At 68.7% G+C, this 26,707-nt stretch carries 30 protein-coding genes; 16 read left to right on the plus strand and 14 right to left on the minus strand.

Annotated elements, in window-relative coordinates:
* The first annotated feature begins 32 nt into the window (after nucleotides 1-32).
* The 3 genes from ACQPYM_RS00835 to ACQPYM_RS00845 all read left to right on the plus strand — a co-directional run bounded on the left by ACQPYM_RS00835 (nucleotide 33) and on the right by ACQPYM_RS00845 (nucleotide 2,978).
* The gene (locus ACQPYM_RS00835) at nucleotides 33-923 is read left to right on the plus strand and encodes an N-acetylglucosamine kinase (RefSeq protein ID WP_433013182.1); all 891 of its coding nucleotides are present in this window, start codon (nucleotides 33-35) and stop codon (nucleotides 921-923) included.
* Nucleotides 923-1,594 carry an N-acetylmannosamine-6-phosphate 2-epimerase gene (locus ACQPYM_RS00840; protein WP_433013184.1) on the plus strand — a complete coding sequence of 224 codons (672 nt, stop codon included), beginning with the start codon at nucleotides 923-925 and terminating at the stop codon, nucleotides 1,592-1,594. The genes ACQPYM_RS00835 and ACQPYM_RS00840 overlap by 1 nt, the downstream gene beginning before the upstream one ends.
* A gap of 88 nt (nucleotides 1,595-1,682) precedes the next feature.
* Nucleotides 1,683-2,978 carry a neutral/alkaline non-lysosomal ceramidase N-terminal domain-containing protein gene (locus ACQPYM_RS00845; protein WP_433013186.1) on the plus strand — a complete coding sequence of 432 codons (1,296 nt, stop codon included), beginning with the start codon at nucleotides 1,683-1,685 and terminating at the stop codon, nucleotides 2,976-2,978.
* 101 nt (nucleotides 2,979-3,079) lie between these two features.
* Here the strand turns inward: ACQPYM_RS00845 and ACQPYM_RS00850 are convergent, their stop codons facing one another.
* Together ACQPYM_RS00850 and ACQPYM_RS00855 are read right to left on the minus strand one after the other, a co-directional pair.
* Nucleotides 3,080-5,143 (minus strand): YhgE/Pip family protein, encoded by a 2,064-nt coding sequence (locus tag ACQPYM_RS00850; RefSeq protein WP_433013188.1) that lies wholly within the window; start codon nucleotides 5,141-5,143, stop codon nucleotides 3,080-3,082.
* Nucleotides 5,140-6,012 (minus strand): hypothetical protein, encoded by an 873-nt coding sequence (locus ACQPYM_RS00855; RefSeq protein ID WP_433013190.1) that lies wholly within the window; start codon nucleotides 6,010-6,012, stop codon nucleotides 5,140-5,142. Before ACQPYM_RS00855 ends, ACQPYM_RS00850 begins: the two co-directional genes overlap by 4 nt.
* A 58-nt stretch (nucleotides 6,013-6,070) precedes the next feature.
* Between ACQPYM_RS00855 and ACQPYM_RS00860 the strand changes: the two genes are divergently transcribed.
* Nucleotides 6,071-6,682, plus strand: a complete 612-nt coding sequence (locus ACQPYM_RS00860; RefSeq protein ID WP_433013192.1) for a TetR/AcrR family transcriptional regulator — start codon at nucleotides 6,071-6,073, stop codon at nucleotides 6,680-6,682.
* On the opposite strand, the gene ACQPYM_RS00865 is transcribed toward ACQPYM_RS00860, so the two are convergent.
* Both ACQPYM_RS00865 and ACQPYM_RS00870 read right to left on the minus strand, forming a co-directional pair.
* Nucleotides 6,679-8,238 carry a molybdopterin-dependent oxidoreductase gene (locus ACQPYM_RS00865; RefSeq protein ID WP_433013194.1) on the minus strand — a complete coding sequence of 520 codons (1,560 nt, stop codon included), beginning with the start codon at nucleotides 8,236-8,238 and terminating at the stop codon, nucleotides 6,679-6,681. The genes ACQPYM_RS00860 and ACQPYM_RS00865 overlap by 4 nt on opposite strands.
* A gap of 100 nt (nucleotides 8,239-8,338) precedes the next feature.
* Nucleotides 8,339-8,893, minus strand: coding sequence for a MarR family winged helix-turn-helix transcriptional regulator (locus ACQPYM_RS00870; RefSeq protein ID WP_433013196.1), 555 nt, complete (start codon nucleotides 8,891-8,893; stop codon nucleotides 8,339-8,341).
* 198 nt (nucleotides 8,894-9,091) lie between these two features.
* Between ACQPYM_RS00870 and ACQPYM_RS00875 the strand changes: the two genes are divergently transcribed.
* The 3 genes from ACQPYM_RS00875 to ACQPYM_RS00885 all read left to right on the plus strand — a co-directional run bounded on the left by ACQPYM_RS00875 (nucleotide 9,092) and on the right by ACQPYM_RS00885 (nucleotide 12,444).
* Nucleotides 9,092-9,964 carry a hypothetical protein gene (locus ACQPYM_RS00875; protein ID WP_433013198.1) on the plus strand — a complete coding sequence of 291 codons (873 nt, stop codon included), beginning with the start codon at nucleotides 9,092-9,094 and terminating at the stop codon, nucleotides 9,962-9,964.
* Nucleotides 9,964-11,376 carry a hypothetical protein gene (locus ACQPYM_RS00880; protein WP_433013200.1) on the plus strand — a complete coding sequence of 471 codons (1,413 nt, stop codon included), beginning with the start codon at nucleotides 9,964-9,966 and terminating at the stop codon, nucleotides 11,374-11,376. Before ACQPYM_RS00875 ends, ACQPYM_RS00880 begins: the two co-directional genes overlap by 1 nt.
* A gap of 258 nt (nucleotides 11,377-11,634) precedes the next feature.
* A complete protein-coding gene (locus ACQPYM_RS00885; protein ID WP_433013202.1) occupies nucleotides 11,635-12,444 on the plus strand; it encodes a metallophosphoesterase family protein in 810 nt (269 codons plus the stop codon).
* Between the two features lie 28 nt (nucleotides 12,445-12,472).
* On the opposite strand, the gene ACQPYM_RS00890 is transcribed toward ACQPYM_RS00885, so the two are convergent.
* Nucleotides 12,473-13,120, minus strand: a complete 648-nt coding sequence (locus ACQPYM_RS00890) for a GNAT family N-acetyltransferase (protein ID WP_433013204.1) — start codon at nucleotides 13,118-13,120, stop codon at nucleotides 12,473-12,475.
* Between the two features lie 70 nt (nucleotides 13,121-13,190).
* Here ACQPYM_RS00890 and ACQPYM_RS00895 point away from each other — a divergent pair, with 70 nt between their 5' ends.
* Nucleotides 13,191-14,117, plus strand: a complete 927-nt coding sequence (locus ACQPYM_RS00895; protein ID WP_433013206.1) for a hydroxymethylglutaryl-CoA lyase — start codon at nucleotides 13,191-13,193, stop codon at nucleotides 14,115-14,117.
* A gap of 128 nt (nucleotides 14,118-14,245) precedes the next feature.
* Here the strand turns inward: ACQPYM_RS00895 and ACQPYM_RS00900 are convergent, their stop codons facing one another.
* From ACQPYM_RS00900 to ACQPYM_RS00920, 5 genes are all read right to left on the minus strand, one after another.
* Nucleotides 14,246-15,076, minus strand: coding sequence for a helix-turn-helix transcriptional regulator (locus ACQPYM_RS00900; RefSeq protein WP_433013208.1), 831 nt, complete (start codon nucleotides 15,074-15,076; stop codon nucleotides 14,246-14,248).
* 31 nt (nucleotides 15,077-15,107) lie between these two features.
* Nucleotides 15,108-15,503: a VOC family protein gene (locus tag ACQPYM_RS00905; RefSeq protein WP_433013210.1), complete on the minus strand. Its 396-nt coding sequence runs from the start codon at nucleotides 15,501-15,503 to the stop codon at nucleotides 15,108-15,110.
* Between the two features lie 27 nt (nucleotides 15,504-15,530).
* Nucleotides 15,531-16,226 (minus strand): EcsC family protein, encoded by a 696-nt coding sequence (locus ACQPYM_RS00910; protein WP_433013212.1) that lies wholly within the window; start codon nucleotides 16,224-16,226, stop codon nucleotides 15,531-15,533.
* Nucleotides 16,227-16,358: 132 nt separating this feature from the next.
* The gene (locus ACQPYM_RS00915) at nucleotides 16,359-16,853 is read right to left on the minus strand and encodes a GNAT family N-acetyltransferase (RefSeq protein ID WP_433013214.1); all 495 of its coding nucleotides are present in this window, start codon (nucleotides 16,851-16,853) and stop codon (nucleotides 16,359-16,361) included.
* Nucleotides 16,850-17,767 carry a class I SAM-dependent methyltransferase gene (locus tag ACQPYM_RS00920; RefSeq protein ID WP_433013216.1) on the minus strand — a complete coding sequence of 306 codons (918 nt, stop codon included), beginning with the start codon at nucleotides 17,765-17,767 and terminating at the stop codon, nucleotides 16,850-16,852. The genes ACQPYM_RS00915 and ACQPYM_RS00920 overlap by 4 nt, the downstream gene beginning before the upstream one ends.
* A gap of 96 nt (nucleotides 17,768-17,863) precedes the next feature.
* Here ACQPYM_RS00920 and aat point away from each other — a divergent pair, with 96 nt between their 5' ends.
* The gene (aat, locus tag ACQPYM_RS00925) at nucleotides 17,864-18,529 is read left to right on the plus strand and encodes a leucyl/phenylalanyl-tRNA--protein transferase (RefSeq protein WP_433013218.1); all 666 of its coding nucleotides are present in this window, start codon (nucleotides 17,864-17,866) and stop codon (nucleotides 18,527-18,529) included.
* 6 nt (nucleotides 18,530-18,535) lie between these two features.
* Here the strand turns inward: aat and ACQPYM_RS00930 are convergent, their stop codons facing one another.
* Nucleotides 18,536-19,243 carry a TetR/AcrR family transcriptional regulator gene (locus ACQPYM_RS00930; protein WP_433013220.1) on the minus strand — a complete coding sequence of 236 codons (708 nt, stop codon included), beginning with the start codon at nucleotides 19,241-19,243 and terminating at the stop codon, nucleotides 18,536-18,538.
* Between the two features lie 117 nt (nucleotides 19,244-19,360).
* Here ACQPYM_RS00930 and ACQPYM_RS00935 point away from each other — a divergent pair, with 117 nt between their 5' ends.
* Nucleotides 19,361-19,828 carry a nitroreductase family deazaflavin-dependent oxidoreductase gene (locus ACQPYM_RS00935; RefSeq protein WP_433013222.1) on the plus strand — a complete coding sequence of 156 codons (468 nt, stop codon included), beginning with the start codon at nucleotides 19,361-19,363 and terminating at the stop codon, nucleotides 19,826-19,828.
* 44 nt (nucleotides 19,829-19,872) lie between these two features.
* On the opposite strand, the gene ACQPYM_RS00940 is transcribed toward ACQPYM_RS00935, so the two are convergent.
* Nucleotides 19,873-20,316, minus strand: a complete 444-nt coding sequence (locus ACQPYM_RS00940; RefSeq protein ID WP_433013224.1) for a DUF1016 N-terminal domain-containing protein — start codon at nucleotides 20,314-20,316, stop codon at nucleotides 19,873-19,875.
* A gap of 73 nt (nucleotides 20,317-20,389) precedes the next feature.
* Here ACQPYM_RS00940 and ACQPYM_RS00945 point away from each other — a divergent pair, with 73 nt between their 5' ends.
* From ACQPYM_RS00945 to ACQPYM_RS00965, 5 genes are all read left to right on the plus strand, one after another.
* Nucleotides 20,390-21,463 carry an adenosine deaminase gene (locus ACQPYM_RS00945; protein ID WP_433013226.1) on the plus strand — a complete coding sequence of 358 codons (1,074 nt, stop codon included), beginning with the start codon at nucleotides 20,390-20,392 and terminating at the stop codon, nucleotides 21,461-21,463.
* A 49-nt stretch (nucleotides 21,464-21,512) separates the two neighbouring features.
* Nucleotides 21,513-22,025 (plus strand): GNAT family N-acetyltransferase, encoded by a 513-nt coding sequence (locus tag ACQPYM_RS00950; RefSeq protein WP_433013229.1) that lies wholly within the window; start codon nucleotides 21,513-21,515, stop codon nucleotides 22,023-22,025.
* Nucleotides 22,026-22,092: 67 nt separating this feature from the next.
* On the plus strand, nucleotides 22,093-22,788 hold the full coding sequence (locus tag ACQPYM_RS00955) for a PadR family transcriptional regulator (RefSeq protein ID WP_433013232.1): 696 nt from the start codon (nucleotides 22,093-22,095) through the stop codon (nucleotides 22,786-22,788).
* 163 nt (nucleotides 22,789-22,951) lie between these two features.
* Nucleotides 22,952-23,947: an ATP-binding cassette domain-containing protein gene (locus ACQPYM_RS00960; protein WP_433013235.1), complete on the plus strand. Its 996-nt coding sequence runs from the start codon at nucleotides 22,952-22,954 to the stop codon at nucleotides 23,945-23,947.
* Nucleotides 23,944-24,768, plus strand: coding sequence for an ABC transporter permease (locus ACQPYM_RS00965; RefSeq protein ID WP_433013238.1), 825 nt, complete (start codon nucleotides 23,944-23,946; stop codon nucleotides 24,766-24,768). Before ACQPYM_RS00960 ends, ACQPYM_RS00965 begins: the two co-directional genes overlap by 4 nt.
* On the opposite strand, the gene ACQPYM_RS00970 is transcribed toward ACQPYM_RS00965, so the two are convergent.
* Together ACQPYM_RS00970 and ACQPYM_RS00975 are read right to left on the minus strand one after the other, a co-directional pair.
* Entirely contained in the window at nucleotides 24,769-25,275 is a 507-nt protein-coding gene (locus ACQPYM_RS00970) for a GNAT family N-acetyltransferase (protein WP_433013241.1), read from the minus strand.
* Complete coding sequence (locus ACQPYM_RS00975) at nucleotides 25,275-26,228, minus strand: GlxA family transcriptional regulator (RefSeq protein ID WP_433013244.1); 954 nt, start codon at nucleotides 26,226-26,228, stop codon at nucleotides 25,275-25,277. The genes ACQPYM_RS00970 and ACQPYM_RS00975 overlap by 1 nt, the downstream gene beginning before the upstream one ends.
* 83 nt (nucleotides 26,229-26,311) lie before the next feature.
* Between ACQPYM_RS00975 and ACQPYM_RS00980 the strand changes: the two genes are divergently transcribed.
* Entirely contained in the window at nucleotides 26,312-26,575 is a 264-nt protein-coding gene (locus ACQPYM_RS00980; protein WP_433013247.1) for a hypothetical protein, read from the plus strand.
* Nucleotides 26,576-26,707: the final 132 nt, after the last annotated feature.

Consider the following 26,707-nt stretch of genomic DNA (forward strand, 5'->3'; position numbering starts at 1 on the left):
CACCCTGGGCCTTCCGGCACGTTGGATCACTCATGACCCACCTAGCCTTCGATGGCGGCCAGTCAGCCCTCCGTCTCCGCGTACTCCCCTCCCGCACCACAGCAGAAGGGCCCGGCTACACCCACAGCACCAACAGCGTCCAAGCCACCCTGCAGGCCATCCGCCTCACGGCGCAAAGAGCGGGTGTGGTGGCCCCGGTCGAGGTTGCAGCTCTCGGGCTCACCGGGTTCCCGCAGGATCCGGAGCGGGCGCGCGAGCTGGCCGGCGGAATTGCCGAGGTGCTGGACGCTGCCGAGGTGCGGTTGACTCAGGACATGGTGACCGCTCACGCTGGGGCGCTCCCCGACGGGTACGGCGTGGTGGTTGCTGCTGGCACCGGGTTGGTCTGTCTGGCGGTTGATCGTGATGGCTCCTGCTACAAGGTCGACGGGCATGGCTACCTGTTCGGCGACGCCGGGAGTGCTTTCGCGATCGGGCGCGCGGGCCTCGTCGCAGTACAGCGGGCTCGTGACGGTCGCGGTCCGGCGACCACGCTCGCTGACACCGACCTGGATCCGATCACGTTGTACCCGTCGCCGACCCTCGTGGACGACGTCGCCCGCTTCGCGCCCGTCGTACTACAGCACGCCGCCACCGGCGATCCAGTTGCCCAAGGCATCGTCCTCGGAGCCGCGACCGACATCGCCGAGACAATCGCCACCGCAGTACACCGGCTGGCCGGTCACGAACCGGTCCCGGTCGCCTGTGTAGGCGGCCTGTTCGCCGGCGCCGGCGAACAACTTGCCGACCCGGTGCGAGCCGCCCTGCCACCTCGCGCACACCTGACGCCCGCCGCGGGCAGCTCCCTCGACGGCGCCGAACGCCTGGCCACAGCGGCCCCGGGCCCGTACGCCGAACTCCTCGTGATCCACCGGACCGACTGATGCCGATCCTCCAGCCAGGCAGCCTCGTGGTCTCCTGCCAAGCCGGCCCCGGCAACCCTCTCTGCTCTCCCGAGTCGATGGCCTTGATGGCTCGCGCCGCGGAGGCGGGCGGCGCCGGCGCCCTCCGCGCGAACGGAGCTGCCGACGTGGCCGCGATCCGCGCGGTCACAGACCTGCCGATCATCGGCCTCCACAAGGTCGGCGATCCCGCTGGCGTCTTCATCACGCCGACCTTCGAGTCCGCCATCGGTCTCGTCGAGGCGGGCGCGGGGCTGATCGCCCTCGACGGCACCCTGAGGCCACGCCCCGACGGGCACCGGTTGCGACGCCAGATCGAGCGCATCCACGACGAGCTCGGAGTACCGGTGCTGGCCGATGTCGACGGCCTCGAAGCCGGCCTCGCGGCGCGTGCCGACGGCGCCGACCTGGTCGCGACCACACTGTCCGGCTATACCACCGGCAACACCCCCGCCGGACCGGACGTCGACCTGGTCCGGGAGCTCGCCGCGGTGCTGGACTGCCCGGTCATCGCTGAGGGCCGGATCCGCACGCCCGAAGACGTCCGCGCTGTCCGCGAAGCCGGTGCGTACGCCGTCGTCGTCGGCTCCGCGATCACCAACCCGATGGAGATCACCGCCCGGCTGGTCGGCGCGATCCGAAGCGACAGATGAGCAAAGACAGCCAGATCCTTTCGATCGAGACCTTGCCGGCGGTCTACTGGGTATTCCACCGGCAGAGCACGACCGCGGGAGCGTCGAAATGAGCGAACTACTGCTGGCCGCGGCGTCCCTGGACGTGACCCCACCACCCGGCCACCGCCTCGACGGCTACGCCGCCCGAGAGGGAGTAGCCACCGGTACTGCGGATCTGTTGCGCGCGACGATGATCTGGCTCAGTACTGCGGACTCGCCCGGAGTGCTCTGGTTGAGCCTGGACGCGATCGCGGTAGGGACGTCTTTGGTGGCCGAGTTGTCCGCGGCGGCCGGCGCTGCGGCGGGCATCCCGCCGGAATGCGTGCTGGTGTGTGCCTCCCACACCCACTCGGCGCCGGCGGGCTGGACCGGTCAGATCCATCCGGTCATCCCAGCCGAGCGGGAGCCAGTTCTCTACGAGTCGCTCACCGCTGCAGTCACCTCCGCGCCGCTGGAACGCCGGCCGGTGCGCGCTTCGTGGCGCTCGATCGAGGTGGTGGGCGTGGGCACGAACAGGCACCGGCGCAACGGCCCCCACGACAACACCGCCGGAGTCCTGACGTTGCACTCGGTTGCTGACGGCACCCTGGCCGCAGTACTCCTCGACTTCGCCTGCCACCCCACCACGTATGGCCCCGAAAACCTGCTCTACTCCGCCGACTGGCCCGGAGCCACCCGCAAAGCCCTGGCCCACCTCAGCACCGCCTCGGCCTCACTTGGTGGGCCGGCCCTCCCGCCAGGACCGGTTGTCGGCTTCCTCCAAGGAGCGGCCGGTGACGTCAGCCCTCGGTTCACCCGTCAGGGCCGTGACGCTCGGGAGGTCGAACGCCTCGGCGGTCTGCTCGCAGCCCGCGTCGCCGAAGCACTGACCGAACCAGGTCTCGAGCTACCTGCCGTGGCGCCGGCCATCCGGCGTACGACGGTGACGTTGAAGGTGCGCGACTTCCCTACACCGGCCGAGCTGGAAGCCATGGTGGCGACAGCCGAAGCCGACCTCCACGGCGGCATCGACCACCCGGCCCAGCGCATCGCCCAAACCCGCCTCGACGGCGCCCGCGGCCAAGCACAGATGGCAGCCGCCAACCTCCCGCCCGCGCTCGACCTCCCGATCAGCGTCGTCAAGCTCGGAGAGGTCGCCTGGGTCCACCTCCCGGTAGAACTCTTCGCCAGCCACGGCTGCTACCTCCAGGCAGACAGCCCCCACCCCATCACCCGAGTCATCGGCTACACCGACGGCTACTTCGGCTACGTAGTAGACCCCGACGCCGCCCACCACGGCACCTACGAAGCCCTCATCACGTACTTCGACCAGCCCACCACGGGCGAGCTACTCAAGGCGGCGGTCAAGGTGCTTGCTGAGTAAGGCGCGGAGCCCCAGCCCATCAATGCCCCCACGTCAGCCAAGGCGGCGCGCTCACCCGCGTCTCGCCGGCCGCCCTTTGATGGCCTGGGCGTCCGCCTCCTTCAGATCGCAAGCTCCGGCTGGAGCTTCTTCGCGGGCCAGACTCGTTGTTTGCGCGCCGCCAGCGAGGATGCGGCCAGGCCGGCTGCGAGCCAGGCCGCGAGCACTAGGAGGTCCTTCGGGATGCTGTTGCCGGGGCCGCCGTACATGAGGTGGCGGACGCCGTCGATGGCGTAGCTCATCGGTAGGACGTGGTGGAAGAAGTAAAGCGGTGTCGGGATCGTCTGCCAGGGGAACGTGCCGCCGGCACTGACGAGCTGGATCACCATCAGGACCAGGCCGAGGAACTTGCCGACGGCCCCCAGCCAGGCGGACAAGGCGTGCAGGATCGCGACGAAGGTCAGCGAGGTGAGCATCAGATAGCCGACCGTCAGCCAGGGGTGTGCGGTGTCGATCCCGAGTCCGAAGCTGACCGCCGTGAAGACCAGTGCCGCCTGGATCGCGCCGAAAATTGCGGGCGGCAACCAACCGCCGAGCGCGACGCGAACCGGTGCCTGCAGGCCGGCGAGTGCTCGCGGTGACAGCGGCCGGACCAGCAAGAAGAGCACGTACGCGCCGATCCAGCAGGACAGGCTGAGGAAGAACGGTGCGAGTCCCGCTCCGTAGCTGTCGGCGGTCGCTTGCGAGGAGTTCTTCAGCCCGACCGGTGCGCCGAGGGTCTCCGCAACCGCCTTGCGTGCTTGAGGAGACGGGTCGGGGATCTGCTTCGCGCCGTTGGTCAGCGCGGTGTTCAGGTCTGTCGCGCCGGTCTTGAGTTTGCCGACTCCCGTGGCGAGGTCGTTGACGCCGGCCAGCAGTCGGCCTTGTCCGGTGACGGCCTGCCGTTCGCCGGCCGCGAGTTGCGAGGAGCCGGCGTGGAGAGTGCCGATACCGCTCTTCAGCTGGGTCGTGCCGGTGCTCAGCTGCGAGGCACCCGCGGCGGCGTCCTTGATTCCGCTGGTCAGCGCGGGCATCGCGTTGGCGAGCGTCTCAGCGCCGGTGGCCACCTGCCGGGCGCCGGTCGCGAGTTGGTTCAGCTGCTTGGAGGTCGACTGGATCTTGGTGTTCGCGGTCACCACCGGTGCGCGCAGTTTCGCGGTCTCGGTGAGTACCTGGTTGATCTGCGTCTGCGTGAACCCGCGCGCCTTGAGGCGGGCCGCCAGACCGGCGTCGAGAGTGCTCAGGTCGGTTACCAGCGTGCTCGACGCGGTCGCGACCTCCTGCCCGATGCCGGCGATCTTCTCGTTGCCATCAGCAACTTGATCGGCGCCGTTGGCAAGCTTCCTGGTGTCGGCAGGCAACGAGGCCGTCTTGTTCTTCAGCGTCGTCAGGCCGGAGTTCAGCTGACTGGCGCCGGTGGCGAGGCTGTCCGCGCCCTTCGCGGCTTGACCGAGGCCGGTGTCCAGCTTGGTCGCGCCGGCGGCGAGTTGCTGCTGCGCGGTGTTGAGCTGACCGGCGCCCGTCTGGAGCTTGCCGACACTGGTCGCGGCCGAGGTGAGACCGCTCTGGAGTTGCCCGGCGCCGCCCGCCGCCTTGGTGATCTGGCCGTGGATCGTGCTGAAGCCGGCCAACAGCTTGCTCGCCGCGGTCTCACTCACCTGCGACGCGACGGACTTGGTCACCTGCGCGACGACCTGGTTCGCGATCGTGTGGGCGAGGTAGTTGTTCGCGTCGTTGGTCAGCAGTTCGAGATTGGCCTGCCGCGGCTGGAACTCGGCACTCGACGCGAGATCCGCGGAGAACGTCTTCGGCAGCACGAGCGCGAACTCGTACTTCCCGTTCCCGACCCCCGCCTGAGCATCGGCCCGACTCACCCGGTGCCAGTCGAAGCTCTTCGAGCTCACCAGTTCGTCGGCGACCTGCGGGCCGACCGACAACTTCTCGCCGGTCGACAACGTAGTACCGGCGTCCTCGACGACGACCGCGGTGGGGACCTTGTCCAGCCGGCCGTACGGGTCGTGGTTGGCGTAGAGGTAGAGGCCGCCGTACAGCATCGGCACGCACAGCAGCGCGACCAGGGCCAGCTTCGGCAACCGCCCCGCGGTCAACCGCCGCAGCTCGCTCATCGCCATCCGGATCGAGGTCATGCCAGGTCCTTCTTCTTCTCGTCAACCAACTCAGCCAACACAGGCTCTTCAACTTCTTCTGCCGGTACGACGTCCGCCGCCTCATCCGGTACTGCGTCTTCCGCCGCCGGCTCGGCCGACGCGACGTCCTCCGCCGGCGACCCGGCCTCATCCACCGCCTCGGCCTCCCCGGCCCCGGTGGTTTCGGTGGCGACCTCGGTCGGCGTTGCGGGTGCGACTGGCTCGGCGGGCTCGATCTGCACGGGTTGCGGCGGGCTGACCGAGCCGAGCTGGGCTGCTTCGACTCCGAGGAGGCGTGCCGACGCGTCCGCGCAGGTGATGATCACGCCGTACCCGCGGGACGCCAGGTCGCGCCCCAGCTCGTACCACTCGTGCGGATCCCCGCCCAGCCGGTCCGGCATCGTCAGGATGACCGCCTTGACGTCCGGCCGAGCCACGGTGAGCTCCGCAAATAGCTTGGTCCGCACGCTCACCGGGAGATGCTCGAACCGTCGATCAGCGAAACCATCCCACTCGTGCTGCTCCAGCCACTCCAGGACCGCCTTGCGTCCAGCTTTGTGTCCAGCAATCGCCAGCTCCTCGCCAACGACCGTCTGGACCGGCAGGGCATCGTCAGGCTCAGTGATCCCCGGCGCATCGACTACGGCAACCCGCCGGCGCAGTACGCGACCAGAGGTCTCGCCGTCCAGCTGTACGTCGCCACCGTCCGGCTTCAGCCGCCCGGAGAGCCCGAGAGACACGGCGACATGACCAGGGCCGGGGTACCCCGCCAACAGCACCAGCTGGTGGTCGCCGACGCTGACCGACGTCGGCTGCAGCATCGGCGCGTGCGGCCCCCGCACGCTGATCGCGTGTGCCTTGAGCTCCATCCTGGCAAACCCCGTTCAATACGGTTGTGTATTCAATACAGAACTGTATCCTACTGTCATGGAACCGCCCAAGCGACGTCGCTCCAACACCCGCGCCCGGCTGCTCGAAGGGGCCCTCGCGGTGTTCGCCGAGCGCGGCTTCCACGGCGCCTCGGTGGAGGACATCTGCGACCGGGCCGGCTTCACCCGCGGCGCGTTCTACTCGAACTTCGGCTCCAAGGACGAACTCGTGCTCGCCCTGTTCCAGGCCACCACGGATCGCCTGCTGGAGCAGATCGCCGCGCTGTTGCCCGACCTTGCCAATCAGCCCACAACCCTGCTGGACGCAGTACTGGGCCTGCTCGACGACGCGGCGCCGGATCAGCGGCAGTGGCATCTCATCTCCACCGAGTTCACCCTGCACGCGCTCCGGCATCCGGAGGCCGCGGAGGCGCTCAACCAGCAGCGGGCGATGTTCCGCGACCAGCTGACCCGGCTCGTCGAGGAGATCACCAGGACCAGCGGACTGCGGCTGAGCGTCCCGCCGCAGCAGTTCGTCCGCTTGGTCATCGCGGTCCACGAAGGAGCCCGCGCACAGACCCTGCTGGAGCCCGAGCAGCTACCCGCCGGCACCCTCGAGCACACCTTCCTCCCGATGGTCCTGGCAGCGGTCACCCGTCAGGACAGCTAGCCGACCTTGATGTCGACGCTGTGCAGGCCGGTCGAGCCGTCCGGGGCCGGTGGCGCCTGGACCTCGATCTGGGGGTCGCCCTTGGCATCGAACGCGCGGACCTGCAGGACATGGTTGCCCCGTGGCGCGTTCCAGGTCCAGTGCCATTGCCGCCAGGTGTCGATGGACGCGTCCGTCGCCAGCTCGGCTTGTTGCCATGGGCCACCATCGACGCGGACCTCGACCTTCGAGACGCCGACGTGCTGGTCCCAGGCCACGCCGGCCACCGTCACCTGACCGGCGGTCGCCTTCGACCGCGGGACGTCGATCCGCGACGACAACTTGATCGGGCCGAGCTCCGACCAGCCGCGCGGCGTCCAGTACGCGTCGAACCGGTCGAACCGGCTCACCTCGATCTCGGTCAGCCACTTCGTCGCCGAGACGTAGCCGTACAGCCCCGGTACGACGATGCGCACCGGGAAGCCGTGTTCCACCGGCAACGGCTGCCCGTTCATCGCGAAGGCGAGCATCGACTCGCGATCGTCGGTCAGCGCGCTCAGCGGCGTACCGGCGGTGAAGCCGTCCTGCGAGGTCGACTTGATCGCATCGGCGTCGGCGGCCGGCCCGGCCTCGGCCAGCAGGTCCTTCAGCAGGACGCCGGACCACAGCGCGTTGCCGATCAGGTCGCCACCGACCTCGTTGCTGACACACGCCAAGGTGACCCACTTGTGCACGACCTTGCGTTTCAGCAGGTCGTCGAAGTTCAGCTGGACCTCGCGATCGACCATGCCGTGGATCCGCAACGTCCAGTCCGTCGGGGTGATCAGCGGTACCGACAACGCGGTGTCGATCCGGTAGAAATCCTCAGTCGGCGTCGCCCACGGAACAGCACCGGCAGCCTGTACTCCGGCCGGCGGGTCGAGGCTCGGCGGCAAGGGCAGGTTGAGCGCCTCGCGGGCCTCCGCGACGGCAGCGCGTCGCCCGCCGACGACCCGGCCCAGTGCGCCGACCGCGACGGTTCCGAGCGCCACCCCGGCCGAGAGCTGGAGGAACCCTCTGCGACTGACACCGTCCTGCGGGTCAGTGACGAGACCGGACAGCCGTGTGGCGAAGAGCCTGAGGATGAGCAGCGCGGTGATCCCAGCGACGAACGACGGGACGAAACCGGTCTGCCCCGCGTCGGGCCGGGTGGCTGCCGCCAGGACGGCGAGACCTGCGAGCAGGATGACGACGGCCGCGCCCGACCAGTACCGTAGTACGGCGAGAACACCGCCGAGAGCGGCGAGGGCGAGCAGAACGATGAGGATGCCGGCTTTGAGCGCGGTCTTGTCGTGCGTCCCGAAGACGGAGATGGCCAGGTCCTTGAGCCACGGCGGGACCCGGTCGATGAAGGCCGAACCGATCGCCACGACGGGCGACAGCCGGGTGCCGAGCAGTGCGGCGGCAACTGCGCCGGCGGCCAGACCCGCGAGGGCGGCCAGCACACCACCGGCGGCTGACCTGAGGACGAGTCCGGTCCGTGGGGAGCGCACGGGAGGGTTGTCGCTGGACACCGGCCGGACCAGAGGTTGGTTCACGGCTCAACGATCGCTCGGTGCGGCGCCAGGCACCAGCCAGACGCCGCATCCGTTAGTAGCGGGTAATGCTCTTGCCGAGGTGTTGCTGAGTCCTGCGGGGTCAGATCCGGTCGGCTGCGGACAGCGGACCGAGGTTGGGCCGGCCGTTGGGCCAGCGACGGGCGTTGTCGCGAACGCGACGGAGCTTGCCGAGGACGAGTTCCTGCTCGTCCGCCAGCTGGGACATCCACAGGCTGTCGATCTCCAGGAGGTGGTCCGGCAGCGCTTCGCGAAGCCGGCGCTTGCCCTCCTCCGTGAGAACCGCGTACGAGCCGCGGGCGTCGTCGGGACAGGGCTCCCGGCGTACCAGTCCGAGATTCTCGGCGCGGTCGACCAGCCGGGTGATGCCGCCGGTGGTGACGGTCAGCTCCCGGGCGAGTGAGGTGAGACGCTGCTTCTCCCCGTGGCTACGGGCAAGCCGCAGCAACAGTTCGAACATTGCCATTTGCAGACCACTGCGCTTGAGGGAATGGCGCATCAGGTGATCGAGTTCGGCTGCTGCTTCCCGCAGCAGGCCGTACGCGGTGATCACGTCGCTATCCCAGGGTTCGGCGGCGTGAGTGGGTTCTGCATCGGCGAGCGCTAGGGGCGAGCAAAGCGAAGGCGCGATGGTCATGCGCGGACTCTATTAGCTGACTAGGTCAGTTCGCTACACCGGGTGACCTATCGGCTACAGGTCGAGACACGATCGATGGGTGATTGAGCGTGACTTCGGGGCTGCGGACAGCTACCTGTGGATAACTTTCGCGGCGGTCGGCCGATCTTTGCCAGGCTTTCCAGGGTCAGCCAGTGAACCGGGAAAGTGGGGGATCCGATGAGTGAGACCGAAGACCAGTCACCGTTCGGCCGGGGGTTCGTCGCGGCCTGCATCATCATCGGCGCCGTCCTCGCCTGCGGCGGAGTCCTCCTCGTCACCGGCCTCTCGTCGGACGCGGGGAGCCAGGCCGCAGTACGCGGACCAGCCTCAGCCTCGGGCGACTCGCGCTCGGGCGGCGCGGGTTCCGGTGACCCGGGGTCGGCTGAGCCGGGCGGTGGGGACGCAGGTCAGGTCAAGGGCTCGGTGGGGGCGGAGCCGTCCGGCGGGCAACCCTCCCTGCCGGGCTCTGAGTCCGGGGCCACGCCTGGGCCGGAGATGACTGGTACTGCGAACCGGTGTGGGTTGAGCGATGGCGAGCAGGCGATTCCCTCCGGCAAGGCGCCGGGTGTTGATGGGTGGGAGGTGAGTCGTCGGGTGGTGGTTCCGCGTTCGGCGGCGTACGGGCCGGGCAAGACCGACGGCGACGGGTTCCGGCGTTGTTTCGCGCATTCGCCGACCGGCGCGGTCTACGCGGCGTACAACGTGATCGCCGCGCTGGCCGATCAGACCAAGGCTGTCGCGACCGCCCGCAAGTTGATGTTGCCCGGCCGCGATACGGACACTCTGATCGAGCAGTTGGCGGCAGAGTCCGGCGACGCGGCCTCGGAGCCGACGCAGCTGGCCGGCTATCGAGTGGTGGACGCCAGCCGCGACCGCGTCACGATCATGCTCGCGCTGGCCGTCGAATCGCAGTACATGAGCGCCACCATCACCCTCGCCTGGTACGCCGGTGACTGGCGGCTCGTCCCACCCCCGAGCGGGAGCCCGGTCGGTGCGCCGTACTCGCAGCACCGTGATCTCGACGGTTTCGTGGCCTGGAGCGGTGTCTGATGTGCGGCAGACTCGATGTCGCCTGTCAGGTGAAGGAAGGCTTTCAGTCCGTCATCAGCAGTCAGTTCGACGCGTTGCTGGAGGACATGAACAGGGCCGCGCTCGAGAGCCTGCGCTCGCTGTCGACCTTCTGGATCAACCTGGAGAGCCCGACGCTCGCCACCGGCAGCGGTCAGGACTGGACCGCCAGCGGACCGGTCGCGTTCCTGCAGGAGCACGTCCTCTGGGTGGCCGGGACGGTCTTCGGGCTGGCGGCTTTGGTCGCGGGGATGCGGATCGCCTGGGAGCAGCGCGCCGAGCCGCTCCGTGAGTTGCTCAAGGCAACTATGTTGTTCATGGCCGTGGCGGCGGCCGGATCGGCGGTGCTGCAACTGCTGACGATGTGGTCGGACGAGTTCTCGAAGTACCTGGTCACCAAGGCGTTGCCGCCCAAATCCTCCTTCGACGGCGCGATGCAGAACCTGGTGATGGACGGCGGAGCCACGCAGAAGCTGCCGATCCTGATCGCACTGTTCGCCGGTGCGACGGCGATGGTCGCGTCGCTCATCCAGATCGTTCTGCTCTTGATCCGCTCGGCCATGCTGGTGTTGCTGGCCGGGACGTTCCCGCTGGCGGCCGCCGCGACGAACACCGAGGCCGGCATGGCGTGGTTCAAGAAGTTCTGCGGGTGGGCGCTGGCCTTCATCGCGTACAAGCCGGCCGCCGCATTGATCTACGCCGCAGCTCTCCGGATGAGCCACGACGGGATGATGCATCAGTCCGGAGACGGCCTGGTGCAAGTACTCACCGGCCTGATGATGCTGGCCCTGGCCATCGTCGCCCTCCCAGCCCTACTCCGCTTCACCGTGCCCCTGACCGCAGCCGTAGCAGGCGGTGGCTCAGCCAGCGGCTCCGCAGTAGCCGACCCCGGCGGCCTAGCCTCCGGAGCCATCAACATAGCCCGCTCCCCCGGTCGCACCCGCGCCTCCGGCTCCGGCTCCGGCTCCGGCTCTGGCGGCGGCGGAGGTGGCGGAGGTGGCGGAGGTGGCGGAGGTGGCGGAGGTGGCAGCCAAGCCACCGGCGCAATCGGCGTAGCCGCAGCCGGCGCCGGCGCCGCCCTGACCGCCACCAAACAAGCCACCGGCGCCCTCTCCGGCGCAGCCTCCCACTCAGCCGGCGAGTCAGGCGGCGGCTCCCCATCACCCGGAGGCTCCCGCAGCCCCGCCCCCGGAGGCTCCCGCCCCAGCGGCAGCGCGCCCTCTGGCGGCTCCCGCTCCGGCGGCTCAGGCTCCGACTCTGGCGGCCCGCACTCCGGCGGCAGCTCCTCCGCCCCTCCAGGCGGCCCTCCGCCCCCACCGCCCCCTCGGCCACCCAAACCCCCGCCCCCTCCCACAGATCCCCCCAACCTCCCCGGCCCCACCGGCAACTGGTAACCCCACCGAGCCCCACCCCACCGAGCCCCACCCTGCCCGGCCGGGCCAGAGCACACCGCCTCACAGCACGGGTCCGACAGCAGCCTGCCGGGCCTGGCCCACCACGGTCCTGCCGGGCTCGGCCCACGACAGTCCCACCGCACGCTGGCCCAGCACGGTCTCGCCGGGCTCGGCCCACGACAGCTCTGGCGGGCTTGTCTGGTTCTCCCCGGAACCCACCTGCTCGGGTGGGTTGGGTGGGCAGACAGGATGGGGCGCATGGGTTTGCAGCGGATTGCTTTGGTTTCTGATGTTCATGGGAATCTGTCGGCGCTCGAGGCGGTGTTCGCGGATATCGAGCAGCGGGGGATCGAGCGGATCTTCAACCTCGGCGACTACGTCGGCAAGGGGCCGCGGGGTAGTGCGGTGGTGGATCTGTGCCGGGAGCGGTGTGAGGTCAACATCCTCGGCAACTGGGACGACTTCCTGCCCGATCCGGAGCGGACGCACGACAGTGAAGGCCTGCGCTGGTGGAAGAACGAGCTGCGCGAGGACCAGTGGACCTGGTTGCGATCGCTCCCGTTCAGCTACGACTTCGTGCTCAGCGGCCGCCGGATCCGGCTCTTCCACGCGTCAGCGACGAGCGTGCACCGCAGGGTGCGGTTCGATCACGACGAGCAGGAGTTCCTCGGCATGTTCCAGAACACCGAGGCCACCGGCGACGGCCCGGTTCCGACCGTGGTCGGGTACGCCGACACCCACGACCCCTTCTACGAGGTCGACCTGGACCGCCGGACCCTCTTCAACACCGGCAGCGTCGGCAACAGCATGGGCGACCCCACCCCGGTCTACGTCATCCTCGAAGGCATCCCCGACACCCTGGACGAAGCCCCGTTCTCCATCCAGTTCGTCCGCGTCCCGTACGACGCCCCGGCCGAACTCGAAGTCGCCCGCTCCCTCGGCATGCCAGAACTCAACGGCTACGAAGCTGAAATCATCCACGGCATCTACCGAGGCGACATCTATGCCAACACCACCCCCACTTATCACCGCCGCCCCTACCCCGTGATGGCGCCGGCGACCACATAGCCCTACAGTCGCAGCCCGGTGCGTAGTACTAGGACCGGGTGAGCAGCGCTTCGGCGCCGACCGGTTTGTAGTCGGCGGCGAGGAAGGTGCGGGTGGAGGCGGCGTTGCCGGGGCTCACCTGGGACCAGATGTGGGCGCCGGGTGGGATGAGGGCTCGTGCGGCGAGGGCCAGGCGGCGGCCGTGGCCCTTTTCGCGGGATGACTCGGGGACCTCGAGGGCGACCTCCAAGCGGCCGGCCACGCCGCGACCGGTGAGCACCAGGCCGCCGTACGGGTCGACGTAAGCGCGGACCTCGTCGCGGTAGCGCCAGGCTCTTTCGATGCGGGGGTGACCGCGCTCGGTCACCTCGACCAGGCCTTCGGTGGCGGCGCGGCGCTGAGCGGGGTCCGCGATCGCCGGGGCGAGCAGCAGTTGGTCGATCGCGTTGACTCGGCGGCCCGTCAGTTGTTCCAGGGCGTACAGGAAGGGCGGGTTCAGCGGCGCCGACAGATCGCCGTCCGGGATGAGGTCGGCGACCCATTCCGGCGACACGTCCGCGGCGATCACGATGTGCGCCGTGAAGGCCGCCACGCACAGTTCCCGCTCGGACGGCGCCGGTACGACGCTGATGCTCAGGTCCGGGGTGGGGAAGACGCCACCTTCGATCCCGCGCAGAATGTCAGCCAAAGTTGTCATCACGAGCCATTGTGGAGGAGACCCCTCCCGGCCCCGGCGACGGAGCCCGGCTCACGAGATGGAGGCGAACGTGCGCAAGCCTGAGCTGATCCGAGCCGTTGGGCTGCCCGATCGGGTGACGATCTACGAGGTCGGTCCCCGGGACGGGTTGCAGAACGAGGATGCGATCGTCGACGTGGCGGTGAAGGCTGAGTTCATCCAGCGGCTCGCCGCGGCCGGGCTGACCACGATCGAGACGACCAGTTTCGTGCACCCGAAGTGGGTCCCTCAGCTCGCCGACGCCGCCGAACTGCTCAGCCGGCTCGACCTCCCGGACGGCCTCCGTACGCCGGTGCTGGTGCCGAACGAGCGTGGTCTCCAGCGCGCGCTCGAGGCGGGCGTCAGCGAGATCGCGATCTTCGCCAGCGCGACCGAGACCTTCGCCGCCAAGAATCTGAACTCGACCGTCGACGGGCAGTTCGCCATGTTCACCCCGACCGTCGAGCGCGCGCTCGGCGAGGGTTTGGCGGTCCGCGGGTACGTCTCGATGTGTTACGGCGACCCGTGGGAAGGCGCCGTACCGATCGACCAGGTGGTCAAGGTCGGCGCGCGCCTGATCGAGCTCGGCTGTCACGAGCTCTCCCTCGGCGACACGATCGGGGTGGCGACGCCCGGCCAGGTCATCGCGCTGGTCAAGGCGTTCGAGAGTGCGGGCGTCGGCGTCGAGAAGCTGGCCGTGCACTTCCACGACACCTACGGCCAAGCACTCGCCAACACCCTCACCGCGTTGAGGGAAGGCGTCACCACTATCGACAGCTCGGCCGGCGGGCTCGGCGGTTGCCCGTACGCCGAGAGCGCGACCGGCAACCTCGCCACCGAAGACCTGCTCTGGCAACTCAACGGCCTCGGCATCGAAACCGGCGTCGACCTGGAAGCACTGGTCACCACCAGCATCTGGATGTCCACCCAGCTGGGCAAACCCTCAGCCAGCCGCGTAGTACAAGCTCTAGCCGGCTGACGCCACGCGCTACGCGAGGAGCTGCTGGCAGGCAAGGGCGCATCCCGCTGGCGCGCTGCGAAGCGGCAGCCGTGCGGCACTGGTCAGCTGACGCCTGACGGCAGCCCAGCGGGCGCAGCCCCTGCTGATCAGACCGCAGCGGGATTGCGGCGGGTGAGGGGGAGTTGGGTTCGAGTCTGTTCGTCGGCGGGGGTTTCGATGAAGAGGATCAGGTCGGGGTGGGACGGGACGGTCAGTTCGGTGACGGTGAAGGAGAGTTCGCCGGCGATCGGGTGCTGGATGCGGCGCAGGCGGGGTTGGGGCTCGGCCAGCTCGTGCCGCGACCAGAGCTGCTCGAATTCGGGGCTCAGCTTCCGCAGCCGGGCCAGGTCTGTTTCCCAGGCTGGATCGCCGATGTGTTCGACGTACGCCGCGCGCATCCGGGCGACCAGGTACGGCACCTCGGTGTCGTAGTTCAGCAGCTGCTTGCGGGCCAGCGGTTCGGTCACGATGCACCAGAGCAGGTTGCGGTGGACGCAAGGCATCGAGTGCCAGTCGTGGAAGAGATCGCTGTAGGCCTTGTTGGGCTGGAGAATGTCGTACCGCGTGTTGGTGATCACCGCCGGGAGCGGGTCGAGCGCGGTCAGGATCTCGGCCAGCACCAGGTCGTCCGCATGCACACCCGTCTTGGCCCGGACCGGAGTCGCCTCGGCCAGCGAGTACAGGTGGGCTCGCTCCAGGTCGGTGAGGCACAGCGTGGTCGCGACCGCGTCGAGCACCTGGCCGCTGACGTTGATCGGCCGGCCCTGCTCGAGCCAGGTGTACCAGGTGACCCCGACACCGGCGAGTTGGGCGAGCTCCTCGCGCCGGAGGCCCGGAGTACGGCGTCGGCCGCCTGGGGGCAGGCCAACGGCTTCGGGGGTGAGCCGGGCGCGGCAGGCCTTCAGGAACTCCGCGAGCTCGGTCCGTCGAGTACTCACCGGCTCATGCTGACACGCCGTGCCGACAGTTTCACCGGGATTCCGGCGGTCCCGCCTCGGTGCCCCAGGTCGAAATGCAGAACGGATGCCCGGCCGGATCGAGAAAGACCCGGAACCCGGCAGGATTCGGCTGTACTGCGCACTTGGTCGCACCCGCCGCGAGCACGCGCAACTCCGTCGCGTCCAGGTCGGCGGCCTTGAAGTCGAGATGACCCTGCTGCGGGACCCGTGGATCCGGCCAGGTCGGTGCGCGGTAGTTGAGGTCGCGCTGGAACCCGAGGCTGATCGAGTCCAGTCGCAGCTCGGCCAGGGAGTCCGTCGCCACGGTGAGTTCGCCACCGCAGATGCGCTGGTAGAACTCCGCCAGCGCGATCGGGTCGGGACAGTCCAGCACCGGCCCCCACAACGGCGCGACAGCCTCAGACACCTGTTCTCCCGTCAGAAGCGGACGCCGCTAAGGCTCGATCGGGCGGCGGATGCGGCGGACGAGGCTCTTGTCGGCGTACTGACCGACCTGGTACGTCGACCAGCCGTCGACTCCGGCGCCGACCGCGCCACCGAGGAGCGGGATGCGCCGGGTCACCATGATGCCCATCCGCTTGCCGCCGATCCGGGCGATGAGTTCGCCCACCACCTCCCCGGCCACCTGTCGGTCCAGTTCGGGATCGAAGACGGGCGCGGTCGCGATCGCGAGCGGTGACGTCGGCAGGCTGGATTTCTTCAGCCGGTCGGTGACGCCGTCCTCGCCCAGCAGACAGGTGATCACCGCGGTGCGGACCCGCGGATCGTCGAGGTCGTACCCGCGCAGGTGCGCGATCGCGGCGACCATCCGCGCCTGCACCACCGCGATGCCGGTCAGGTTCGCCGGCAGCGCGACCGGGAGCGTGACCAGCCCGCCGATGCTGGTGACGAATCCCTGCACGCCGGCCAGCCGGATGTGCTGGTCGATCACCGCGTCGATGGCGAGCTGCGCGTCGTCACCGGCCTTGGCCAGTTGCCGCTCGGCCACCCGCTCGGCGCCGGGGAACCGTTGGTACCCGTCAATCGCGATCTCCAGGACCTGACGGAGTACGCCGGCCGCGGCCTGCGGGGCGAACCGCTGGGCGGCAGGCGCAAGACTGCTGGCAACGAATCTGGCTACTCCGGCCACAGCACTCCTTCACAACTCGGACACCCACCCCCGGAGTCCGGCGGGCGGGCGCAGCACTGTCAACTCTACGTGCCACACCAGGTCGCGCCACTCGGGAGAAACCCCGGCCAGTCCCCCACCTACAGCCAGTGATTACAGCCGGCGGATCAGGTGCAGCTTGGCGACCGGCAGGCCGTCGACCATCACCGCGGCCGGTTCCCGTCCCCACTGCTCGAAACCGCAGGACCGGTACAGCCGCTCAGCCGCCACATTCCCCTCCGACACGGTCAGGACGATCTGCCGCAACCCGTCCGTCGCCGTCGCGAGCTCGATGATCCGCATCACCAGCGCCCTGCCGACACCCTGCCCTTTGGCCTCCGGCGCGACCGCCATCCCGAACAGCGTCGCCTTGTGCCGCACCTGCTGCCGCGGGTCGCTAGCCATCCCAGCGATACCGACCAGCCACTCGCCGTCGAAGGCACCCACAGTGGCGTGATCGGTCAGTCGCTTGACCGTGACCTCCAGCGGTTGATCAACATCTTCCGCGTACGTCGAAGTGAACGCCGTCGGCGTCATCCGCAACGCTTCCAACCGAAACGCCCGGTACTGCGAAGCGTCCGCGGCCCCCAACACCCTCAGGTTGATCACGGCGCGAGGCGGGCGCGGGTGCAGCGGGTCACATACGGCATCGTCAGCTTCTTGCGGCCGCGTAGGTCGAGATGCGAGTCGAGCAATTCGGTGACCTGGTGCATCAGCTCGTCCCGATCCCTGCGCGGCATGGTGATCACGTACGACCGCGACGCCACCAGGTCGAGCAGCTCGTCCCGCGTCAGCGCGTGCTCCCACCGGACCTCGAGTCGCTCCACCTCGCGGAACGGAGTACCGACTGATGGTCTCGTGTCGATCTCCTGGCGCGTGTGCCGGTGCAGTACGCGATCCAGCTCGGCCACCCAGGGCACGCTGTGGTCGCGGACGTTCCACACCAAGCCGAGCGTCCCGCCGGGCGTCAACACGCGCGCGATCTCCGGCAGCGCCTTCGCGGGATCGAACCAATGCCACGCCTGCGCAACGACCACAGCGTCAACAGCCTTGTTTTCCAGGGGAATCGCCTCGGCCCATCCATCCCGTACGTCGGCCGAAGGCGCCGCCGCGACCAGTTCCTCGCGCATCGCGGCCAACGGCTCGACGGCCGTCACCGCCACGTCGCGATCGACCAGCAGTTGCGTGAGCTTCCCGGTCCCCGCGCCGAGGTCCAGCACGGACCGCGCAGTACGGGGGATCAGCCAGTCGACGGCCGACTCCGGGTACGGCGGCCGTCCTCGCCGGTACGCCGCGGCTGCCGCGCCGAAGGAAGCCGCGTGCGCCTGCCGCGACCATCGCCGGCTCGCACCTTGCCGGGTCATGCCGCACGCCTGCCCGATCTCCTCCCAGCTCGCTCGTCGCTGGGACCGCAGTTGCTCGATCAGTTCGGTCCTGCGGGTCTCCAGTGCGGCGATCGCCTCGGTCATCCGGGCGATGGCCGCGAGCCCGCCCGAACCTTCGAGTTCCTTGACGATCTTCATGGCCAGCAGCATATGTTGCACAACTCGATCGCTGTCAACAGTTGTTGCGGTGGTGCCGCGCGTTTCGCCCGGTGGCGGGTAGGTCAGGATGGTGGGGTGCCTGTCGAACCACCTGTCTCCGTGTGGGACTTCCCGCCGGTCGCGGTTGCCGGTCCGAGCGATGTCGTCGCGGCCGGAGCGGATCTGGAGCCGGGCACCGTGCTGGCGGCGTACAAGCGCGGGCTGTTCCCGATGCCGGACAGTCATGGGCCGCTGCTGTGGTGGTCGCCGGTGGATCGCGGCGTGATCGAGGTGGACGGGTTCCACCCGTCCCGGTCGTTGCGGCGGGCCCGGCAACGCTTCGAGATCCGCGTCAACACCGCCTTCGACCAGGTGATCCGCGCGTGCGCCGACCCGCGCCGGCCGGGTTCCTGGATCGACGCGGACATCATCGCGGCGTACACGCGACTGCACGAGCTCGGCTGGGTGCACTCGGTGGAGGCCTGGGACGGCGACGAGCTGGCCGGCGGCCTGTACGGCGTGGCGATCGGCGGGCTGTTCGCGGGCGAGTCGATGTTCCACCACAAGACGGACGGCTCGAAGGCGGCGGTGGCCGGTCTGGTGGAGCTGCTCAGCGACAAGTACGCCGCCGATCGGGTGCTGGACATCCAGTGGGTGACGAGCCATCTGGCGACGCTGGGTGCGGTGGCGATCCCGCGGGACGTCTACATCCGTCGGCTGGAGATCGCGCTCAACGTCCCGCTCCCGGAAGCCTTCAGCTGAGCCCGATCAGGGGAGGCCGAGGAACGTGGCGAGCTGTTCCGTCGCGTCCGCGAAGAACTCGTCGGCCGGGTCCATCGAGCCGACCAGCTGGCCGAACAGCTCGAAGCTGATCATCCCGTACAGCTGAGTCCACGCGATCGCAGTACGGCCGAGAACTTTCAGCGGTACGCCGGGTGCATAGCCGGTGAGCGTTCCGAGCTGCTCCGCCAGTAACCCCTCGGGCTCGGGCGCATCCTCGGGCGGAACCAGTACGCCGGACGCCTGCGCCTGACCGAGGATGCCGAACAGGACGAGGATGACCCGGCTGGCCGGCTGGACCGTCGACTGAGGCGCTTGGTAGCCGCTGACCGGTGAGCCGTAGATGAGCGCGTACTCCTGCGGGTGCGCGATCGCCCAGGCCCGGACCGCCCGGCAGACCGCGAGCCAGGCAGCGCGTGGCTCCGACTCGCTCTTCGCCGCTGCCTCCGCCTCGGCGCCCAGCGCGTCGTACGCGTCGATGATGAGCGCGGTCAGGAGCTCGTCGCGGCTGGGGAAGTACCGGTAGAGCGCGGAGGAGACCATCCCGAGCTCGCGCGAAACGGCTCTGAGCGAGAGGCGCTCGGCGCCCTCCGCGGCCAGTTGGCGGCGGGCGGCGTCCTTGATCTCCTGCGTCAGCTCGGCCCGGGCGCGATCACGGGCAGTCCGTCCTGCGTTCCTGCCGGCCTCTGTGTTCATGCCGGTCAGTCTGCCACGAGCACCGAACTAAATCGAGAGCACTGCTCTTGACACGCCGAACGGTGGTGGTGTTCACTGGTCACAACAGAGAGCACTGCTCTCGACGACTGGGAGGCGATGGCGATGCAGGAGTACAACGACAAGCGAGTGGTGACCAGCGGCCGACGCAGCATGCTGGTGATGAACAAGATGGTCGCCGGCCTGACGAACCTCGGCATCAGCCTGATGGGCAGCCGCGTCCTGTCGGTCCAGGGCCGCAAGTCCGGCGCGTGGCGAAGCACCCCAGTCAACCTGCTGACCGTAGACGGCCAGCGCTATCTCGTCGCCCCGCGCGGCCACACCCAATGGGTCCGCAACCTCCGAGCCAGCAACACCGGCACCCTCCGCCTCGGCCGCAAGGTAGAACACTTCCGCGCCGAGGAACTCACCGACACCGACAAGCCCGACATCATCCGCACCTACCTGAAGAAGTGGGCCTGGGAAGTCGGCGCCTTCTTCGGCAACGACGTCCGAGCCGACTCCCCCACCGAAATCCTCCTCCACGTAGCCCCCGGAGTACCGGTCTTCAAAATCCACCCCGCCTGACAATTTGTGCAAGCGCGCTTGCACAAATTGTCTGCCCTGCCAGCTCAACGCTTGGGCTTGTGGTGGTGGGAGTGGGCTTTGATTTGGGAGTTGAGGGTTTGGTGGGTCCAGTTGTTTTCCAGGGACTGGCGGGCGTAGCGGAGGCGGAGGTTCAGGTCGTCCAGGTTTTGGATGAGGAGTAGGTGGTGGTGCCAGGGGAGTTGGGACAGGGGGCCTCGGGCGAAGGCTTCGTGGGGCCAGGCTTGGGCGAAGGCGCGCATGTAGCGGAGGTTGCGGGGGGAGAGGCCTTTGCGGGTGGGGAAGCGGGCCTTGAGGTCTGCCGAGAGGTGGAGGATTGTGCGGCTCGACCAGCCGGGGCTGGTCTGCCGGCGCAGGATCTCGTGGCCGATCGACCACGCGGTCAGGATCGGGTTGTCCTGGTCCGCCGCGACGTGGGCCGACACCGCGTCGAGGAACTCCGGGTACCAGGCCGGGGGATGCGCGTTCATGCGACTCAGGATCGGGGCGGGTCGGGTGCCGACACGAAGGCCTTCTCCGGGCAGGTTGGGGCAAGATGGCTGGATGATCACGCAGGAGGAGTTGAAGGCCGCGCCGAAGGTGCTGCTGCACGACCATCTGGACGGCGGTCTGCGGCCGGCGACCATCGTGGAGCTGGCGGCTGAGGCCGGGCACACGCTGCCGCGGACCGATGCCGGTGAGCTTGGGCAGTGGTTCGTCGAGTCGGCCGACTCCGGATCGCTGGAGCGGTACCTGGAGACGTTCGACCACACCGTCGCGGTGATGCAGACCGCTGAGGGGATCAAGCGGGTCGCCAGCGAGTGCGTGCAGGACCTGGCCGCGGACGGCGTCGTGTACGCCGAGATCCGCTACGCGCCGGAGCAGCACCTCACCGGCGGGCTCAGCCTCGAGCAGGTCGTCGATGCCGTCCGCGAGGGCTTCGACGACGGGATGGCCAAGGCTGAGCGGCCGATCGTCGCGCGCCAGTTGCTGACCGCGATGCGGCACCAGGCGCGGTCGATGGAGATCGCCGAACTGTCCGTCGCCTACCGCGACGGCGGAGTCGTCGGCTTCGACATCGCCGGTGCCGAGGCCGGCTACCCGCCCACCCGGCACCTGGACGCCTTCGAATACCTGCAGCGCGAGAACGCGCACTTCACCATCCACGCCGGCGAGGCGTTCGGACTGCCGTCCATCTGGCAGGCGATCCAGTGGTGCGGCGCGGACCGGCTCGGCCACGGCGTCCGGATCATCGACGACATCACGTACGACGAGCCCAACGGCAAGGTCGAGCTCGGCCGGCTGGCGGCGTACGTGCGGGACCGGCGGATCCCGTTGGAGATGTGCCCGAGTTCGAACCTGCAGACCGGCGCGGCCGACTCGATCGCCGAGCACCCGATCGGGCTGCTCACCAAGCTGAAGTTCCGGGTCACGGTGAACACCGACAACCGGCTGATGAGCGGTACGTCGATGAGTCGCGAGCTGGCCCTGCTCGCCGAGGCGTTCGGCTACGGCCTGCCCGAGTTCCGCTGGTTCGCGATCAACGCGATGAAGTCCGCGTTCCTCCCCTTCGACGAGCGCCTCGCCCTGATCGACACCGTCATCAAGCCCTGGTACGCCGAAGCGCTGAACCACTAGCGGCCTAAACCGTTAGACGTGGCGGGATGCGCAGAGCAGCATCATCGCCATGACGACACAGCAGGTCCGCTTGGTGCCCTTGTCCGCGGCAACGATGGAAGCGTTGCTCGCCGACGACCTGCCAACGGCCAACCGGGAGGCCGGCGTCGAGTTGACCGAGCTGTTCCTGAACGAGCACTCGAAGTGGCTGATCAACTTCCGCCTCCCGCAGGTGAAGGGCGATCCCGGCTCTGCCCGGTGGCTCATCCACGCGATCGCGTCCGAGCCCGACGGCACAGTGGTCGGCCACGCCGGCTACCACGGACCGCCCGACGAGAACGGCATGGTCGAGGTCGGCTACACCGTCGACGAGCAGTACCGTCGTCGCGGTTACGGGAGGGCAGCGCTCACCAAGCTGATCGAGCAAGCCGCGGCTGAGCCCGGCGTACGGGTGGTGCGTGCCTCGATCAGTCCCACGAACGCTGCCTCGCTGGCGACCATCGCGGGCTTCGGTTTCCTGGAGGCCGGCGAGCAGTGGGACGAGGAGGACGGCCTGGAGGTGCTCTTCGAGCGGGCCGTCTGACTACTTGACATCGGATAGCCGGAGACGAATACTCGATTTCGAGTACTTGAGATCGAGGAGTTGAGTGATGGCGCGGCGCAAGGTGGCCAATCCGTTGGCGTTCGCCGTGCTCGGGAGTCTGGCCGAGCGGCCCATGCACCCGTACGAGATCTCCTCGATGCTCAAGGCGCGCGGCAAGGACATGAGCATCAAGCTCAACTACGGCTCGCTCTACTCGGTCGTGGCCGCACTTGAGAAGCACGGGTATGTCGAGGCGGTCGAGACCGTGCGCGACGGCAATCGCCCGGAGCGGACCGTGTACGCGATCACCGAGGCCGGGCGCGAGGAGTTCAAAGACTGGCTCTCGGAGTTGCTCGGCACGCCTGAGCGTCAGTTCAGTCAGCTGGAAGCGGGCCTCGCCTACGCACCCGCGCTGCCACCGGCCACAGTGGTCGAGCTGCTGGAGCAGCGGCTCAGGGCGCTGGATGCCGAGGTCGAGGAGCTCGACCAAGCGCACGCGACGGTGGCGGCGGCAAAGCTGCCGAGGGTGTTCTGGATCGAGTCGGAGTTCCGGCTCGCTCTGGTCCAGGCCGAGATCACCTACCTGCGGCGGTTGATCCGGGAGATCCGCAACGACGAGCTGGAAGGTTCGGCCTTCTGGCGCAAGGCTCACGAGCTGGCCGAGAAGCTCGGCATCACGGCGGCCGACCTGCTCAAGGACCCGGTCAAGTACTTCGGGGAGGAGTTCCCCTGGCTCAAGGAGGTCCCACCAGCAGCGAAGTAAGCAAGTAGGACGGCCCCCGACCAGGGCGCGGCAACGCCCGGGTCGAAGGCCGCAGTTCCTCGAGTCGATCCCGCAAGCGAGACCTGGCCCAAGGCGCAACCACAGGATAGCCAGGTACGCCGGGTTCAACTCCTCATCACTCGTTCAGAGGAGTCGCATCGCCATGGCATTACCCCCTGCCCTCGAGGCAGTAGAACTGGTCAAGACCTATCCCGCCGGCCGCAAGAAGCCGCCGTTGCGGGCGCTCGACGGGTTGAGCTTCACCGTCCCGGAGGGCGTAGTACTGGGGTTGCTCGGGCCCAACGGCGCCGGCAAGTCCACCACCGTGAAGATCCTCACCACCTTGTCGCGGGCCGACTCCGGGACAGCGCGGGTGGCGGGCTTCGATGTCGGCAAGCAGCAGGAGGAGGTCCGGCACTCGATCGGCTACGTACCGCAGAAGTCCAGCTCCGACCCGATGGCGACCGGCGTCGAGAACCTGGTCCTGTCCGGCCGGATCTACGGGCTGACCCGGCAGGAGTCGGTACGCCGGGCCGCCGAGCTGCTCGAACGCTTCGACCTGACCGACGTCGGGGCGCGGCAGGTACGCACGTACTCCGGCGGCATGCAGCGCAAGCTGGACGTGGCTCTCGGGCTGGTCCACCGCCCGCGGGTACTCTTCCTCGACGAGCCGAGCACCGGCCTCGACCCGGAAGCCCGCGCGGACCTGTGGGCGGAGGTCGAGCGACTGGCCAGCACCGAAGGTCTGACCGTCCTGCTGACCACCCACTACCTGGAGGAAGCCGACCGTCTCGCCGACCAGCTTGCGATCGTCGACCACGGCAAAGTGGTTGCCGAAGGCACCCCCGAGGCGCTGAAGGCCGAGCTCCGCGGCGACTCGGTGCACGTCGAGCTCGTTGCCCCGGACACCGATGGCGCGGTCCGCAGCCTTCTCACCGCACTTCCTGGCATCGGTGAAATCGTTGCTGACGGCAACACGCTGCGGGCGCGAGTCGATCGCGGCGCGACCGCGGTTCCCGCAGTACTGGGAGCCCTTGAGGAGAAGACGATTCCGGTCATGGCGGTGACGGTCTCGCGGCCGTCGCTGGATGACGTCTACCTGCAGTACACCGGCCGCTCGTTCAAGTCGGCCGAGAAGGACGAGGAGGGGGCCGCATGAGCGCGCTGACGGCGGAACGAGGTGCCACCGACCGTCGGGTCCGCCCGGGAGGGTTCCTCAGCCACACCGGTTTCATCGCGAGACGGTGGCTGCAGGCGCAGTACCGGTCGCCCGCGTTGATCGTCTTCACGCTGGTCCAGCCCGCGATCTGGCTGCTGCTCTTCGGGCAGCTCTTCAAGGGGGTGGTCGCGATTCCGGGGTTCGGCGACTCGTCGTACATCGCGTTCCTGACGCCGGGCATCGTGATGATGACGGCGCTGATGACGAGCGGCTGGAGCGGGACGTCGTTCATCGCGGACATGGAACGCGGCGTGATGGACCGGATGCTCGCCTCACCGGTACGCCGCGGCGCGCTGATGGCCGGCCAACTGATCAGCAACGGGACCACCACGATGATCCAGACCGTCCTGGTGTTCGCAATCGGCTTCGCGGCCGGTGCCCGGTACGACGGCGGCGTGCTCGGGTACGTCGTCACGATCGTCGCGTCGATGCTCGTCGGTACGGCGTTCGGCTCGCTCTCGAACGCGGTCGCGTTGCTCACCCGTCAGCAGGACGCGCTGATCGGCATCTCCCAGTTCGTCTCACTGCCGTTGACGTTCATGTCCTCGATCATGCTCGACCCGAAACTGGCGCCCGAGTGGGTCGGCGTCGCGGCGCGTTTCAACCCGGTCGACTGGGCCGCGATCGCAGCACGCCAGGCACTGTCGGCCGATCCCGACTGGAACTCGGTCGCCCGGCACGGTCTGTACCTGGTGGCCTTCACATTGATCGTGGGCTACCTCTCCACCCGGGCCTTCCGCACGTACCAGCGGTCGGTCTGATCAGAGCGGTTTGACCCAGCGAGACCAGTTGGGCTGGGGCGCGTAGCCCGCGTTGCGCCAGGCGGCGTGTGCCTCGGTGTTGGTGTCGAGCACCATGGCGTCGGCGCGGGTGCCGCCGTACTCCATGAAGCGGCTCTCCGCGAACGCGATCAGCTTGCGGGCGATCCCGCGCCGGCGGTGGGTGGGGGCGACGGCGAGCCGGTAGAGATGGCATCGCCAGCCGTCCCAGCCCACGATGATCGACCCGACGACCCGGTCGTTGTCCAAGGCAAGGACCAGGGCGTCGGGGTCGCGGGCGATCAGCCGGCGGACAGCGTCGAGAGAGTCGGCCGGGCGATCGGAGTCCTCGGCGGCGTCGGCCCAGAAATCCAGTACGGCGGGCGCATCCGCAGCCTCGGCGGACCGGAAGGCGAGCTCGCCAGCCACCTCGACACGAGGCGCGGCCGTTGCCGGGGCGGACACGGCGGTGGGGTCAGCTGCCAGGTCGGGTGCTTGGTCCGGCGGCATCAGCTGGTGGTCTGGAAGGTGCGGCGATAATCCTGTGGTGGCACGCCCACCACTCTACGGAAGTGATGGCGCAACAACGCCGCCGTCCCGAATCCTGATTCGGTCGCGATCTGCTCGATGCCGAGTTTCGTCTGCTCCAGCAGGGTTCTCGCGTGCAGGACGCGTTGCGTGGTGACCCACTTCAGCGGCGTCGTACCGGTCTCGGCGACGAAGCGGCGGGCGAACGTGCGGTCGGACATCTTCGCCCGGCGGGCCAGCTCCGGCACGGTGTGCTCGATGGTCAGGTTGCCGACCATCCAGTCGAGGACCGGCTGCAGGCTCTCCCCGGACGACTCGGGCACCGGTACTTCGACGTACTGGCGCTGGCCGCCGTCTCGCTGGGGCGGGACCACCATCCGGCGGGCGATCCGGGTGGCCACCGCGCTGCCGAGCTCCCGGCGGACCAGGTGCAGGCAGGCGTCGATGCCGGCCGCCGTGCCGGCGCTGGTGATGATGTCGCCGTCGTCGACGAACAGCACGTCGGCGTCGAGCTTGGCCTCGGGGAACTGCTGCCGGAACTTGTCCGCGTACCGCCAGTGGGTCGCACAGCTACGCCCGTTCAGCAGACCCGCTTCGCCGAGTACGAAGGCGCCCGAGCAGACGGTCAGCAGGATCGCGCCGCGCTCGTGCGCCTTGCGCAGGGCAGCCAGGATGCGCTGGTCGTACGAGCCGCGCCAGGTGGTGGCCGGCAGCGCGACCAGGTCGGCGTCCTCCAGCTCCTCCAGCCCGTACGGCGCGATCACCGACGAGTGGCTACTGGTTTGCAGCGGCACACCCGGCGTGGTCGAACACACCTTGAAGTCGAACGGCGGGCAGCCGTCGTCGGTCCGGTCGATCCCGAACACCTCCGACAGCACCCCGAACTCGAACAGGGCGACGTCCTCCATCAGGACGACAGCGATCTTCCGCAGCATGCGAATCAGTATGGCAGAAATTTGTGCATGATGGTCAGTAGTGCCAATTGTGGCGGGATCTGGTTGGTAGCAAGATTACTGCCATGACCGGAATCGTAGTTCTCGCAGTACTCGCGCTGGTAGTGATCGCGGCTCTCGAAGTCAGCAACAGGCGCAACGCCGACGGCTTCGGGCCCCTGGGCCGTCAGGCGGCCGACGACCGCGATCTCGCCAGGACCAAGCTCGACCTGCTCGCCCTCGGTGGCGCGGCAGAGCCGTTCTCCCACAAGCCCGCCTCCACCCCCGGCGCCGTCGTGAGCATCCGCAGCGCCCGCGTCTTCGCCCACCACGGTCGGCACGCGGCCTGATGTACGGCACCACCTAGCGAGCGGCCATACCATACGACTCGGCCGCCGATGCCGACACACTCTTCCGCTGGATCTGCCAGCTCCGCATCGCGCCGTACAGCTACGACCTGCTCGACAACTTCGGCAAGACCA

The organism is Kribbella sp. CA-294648 (assembly GCF_050943845.1).
Lineage (GTDB): Bacteria > Actinomycetota > Actinomycetes > Propionibacteriales > Kribbellaceae > Kribbella.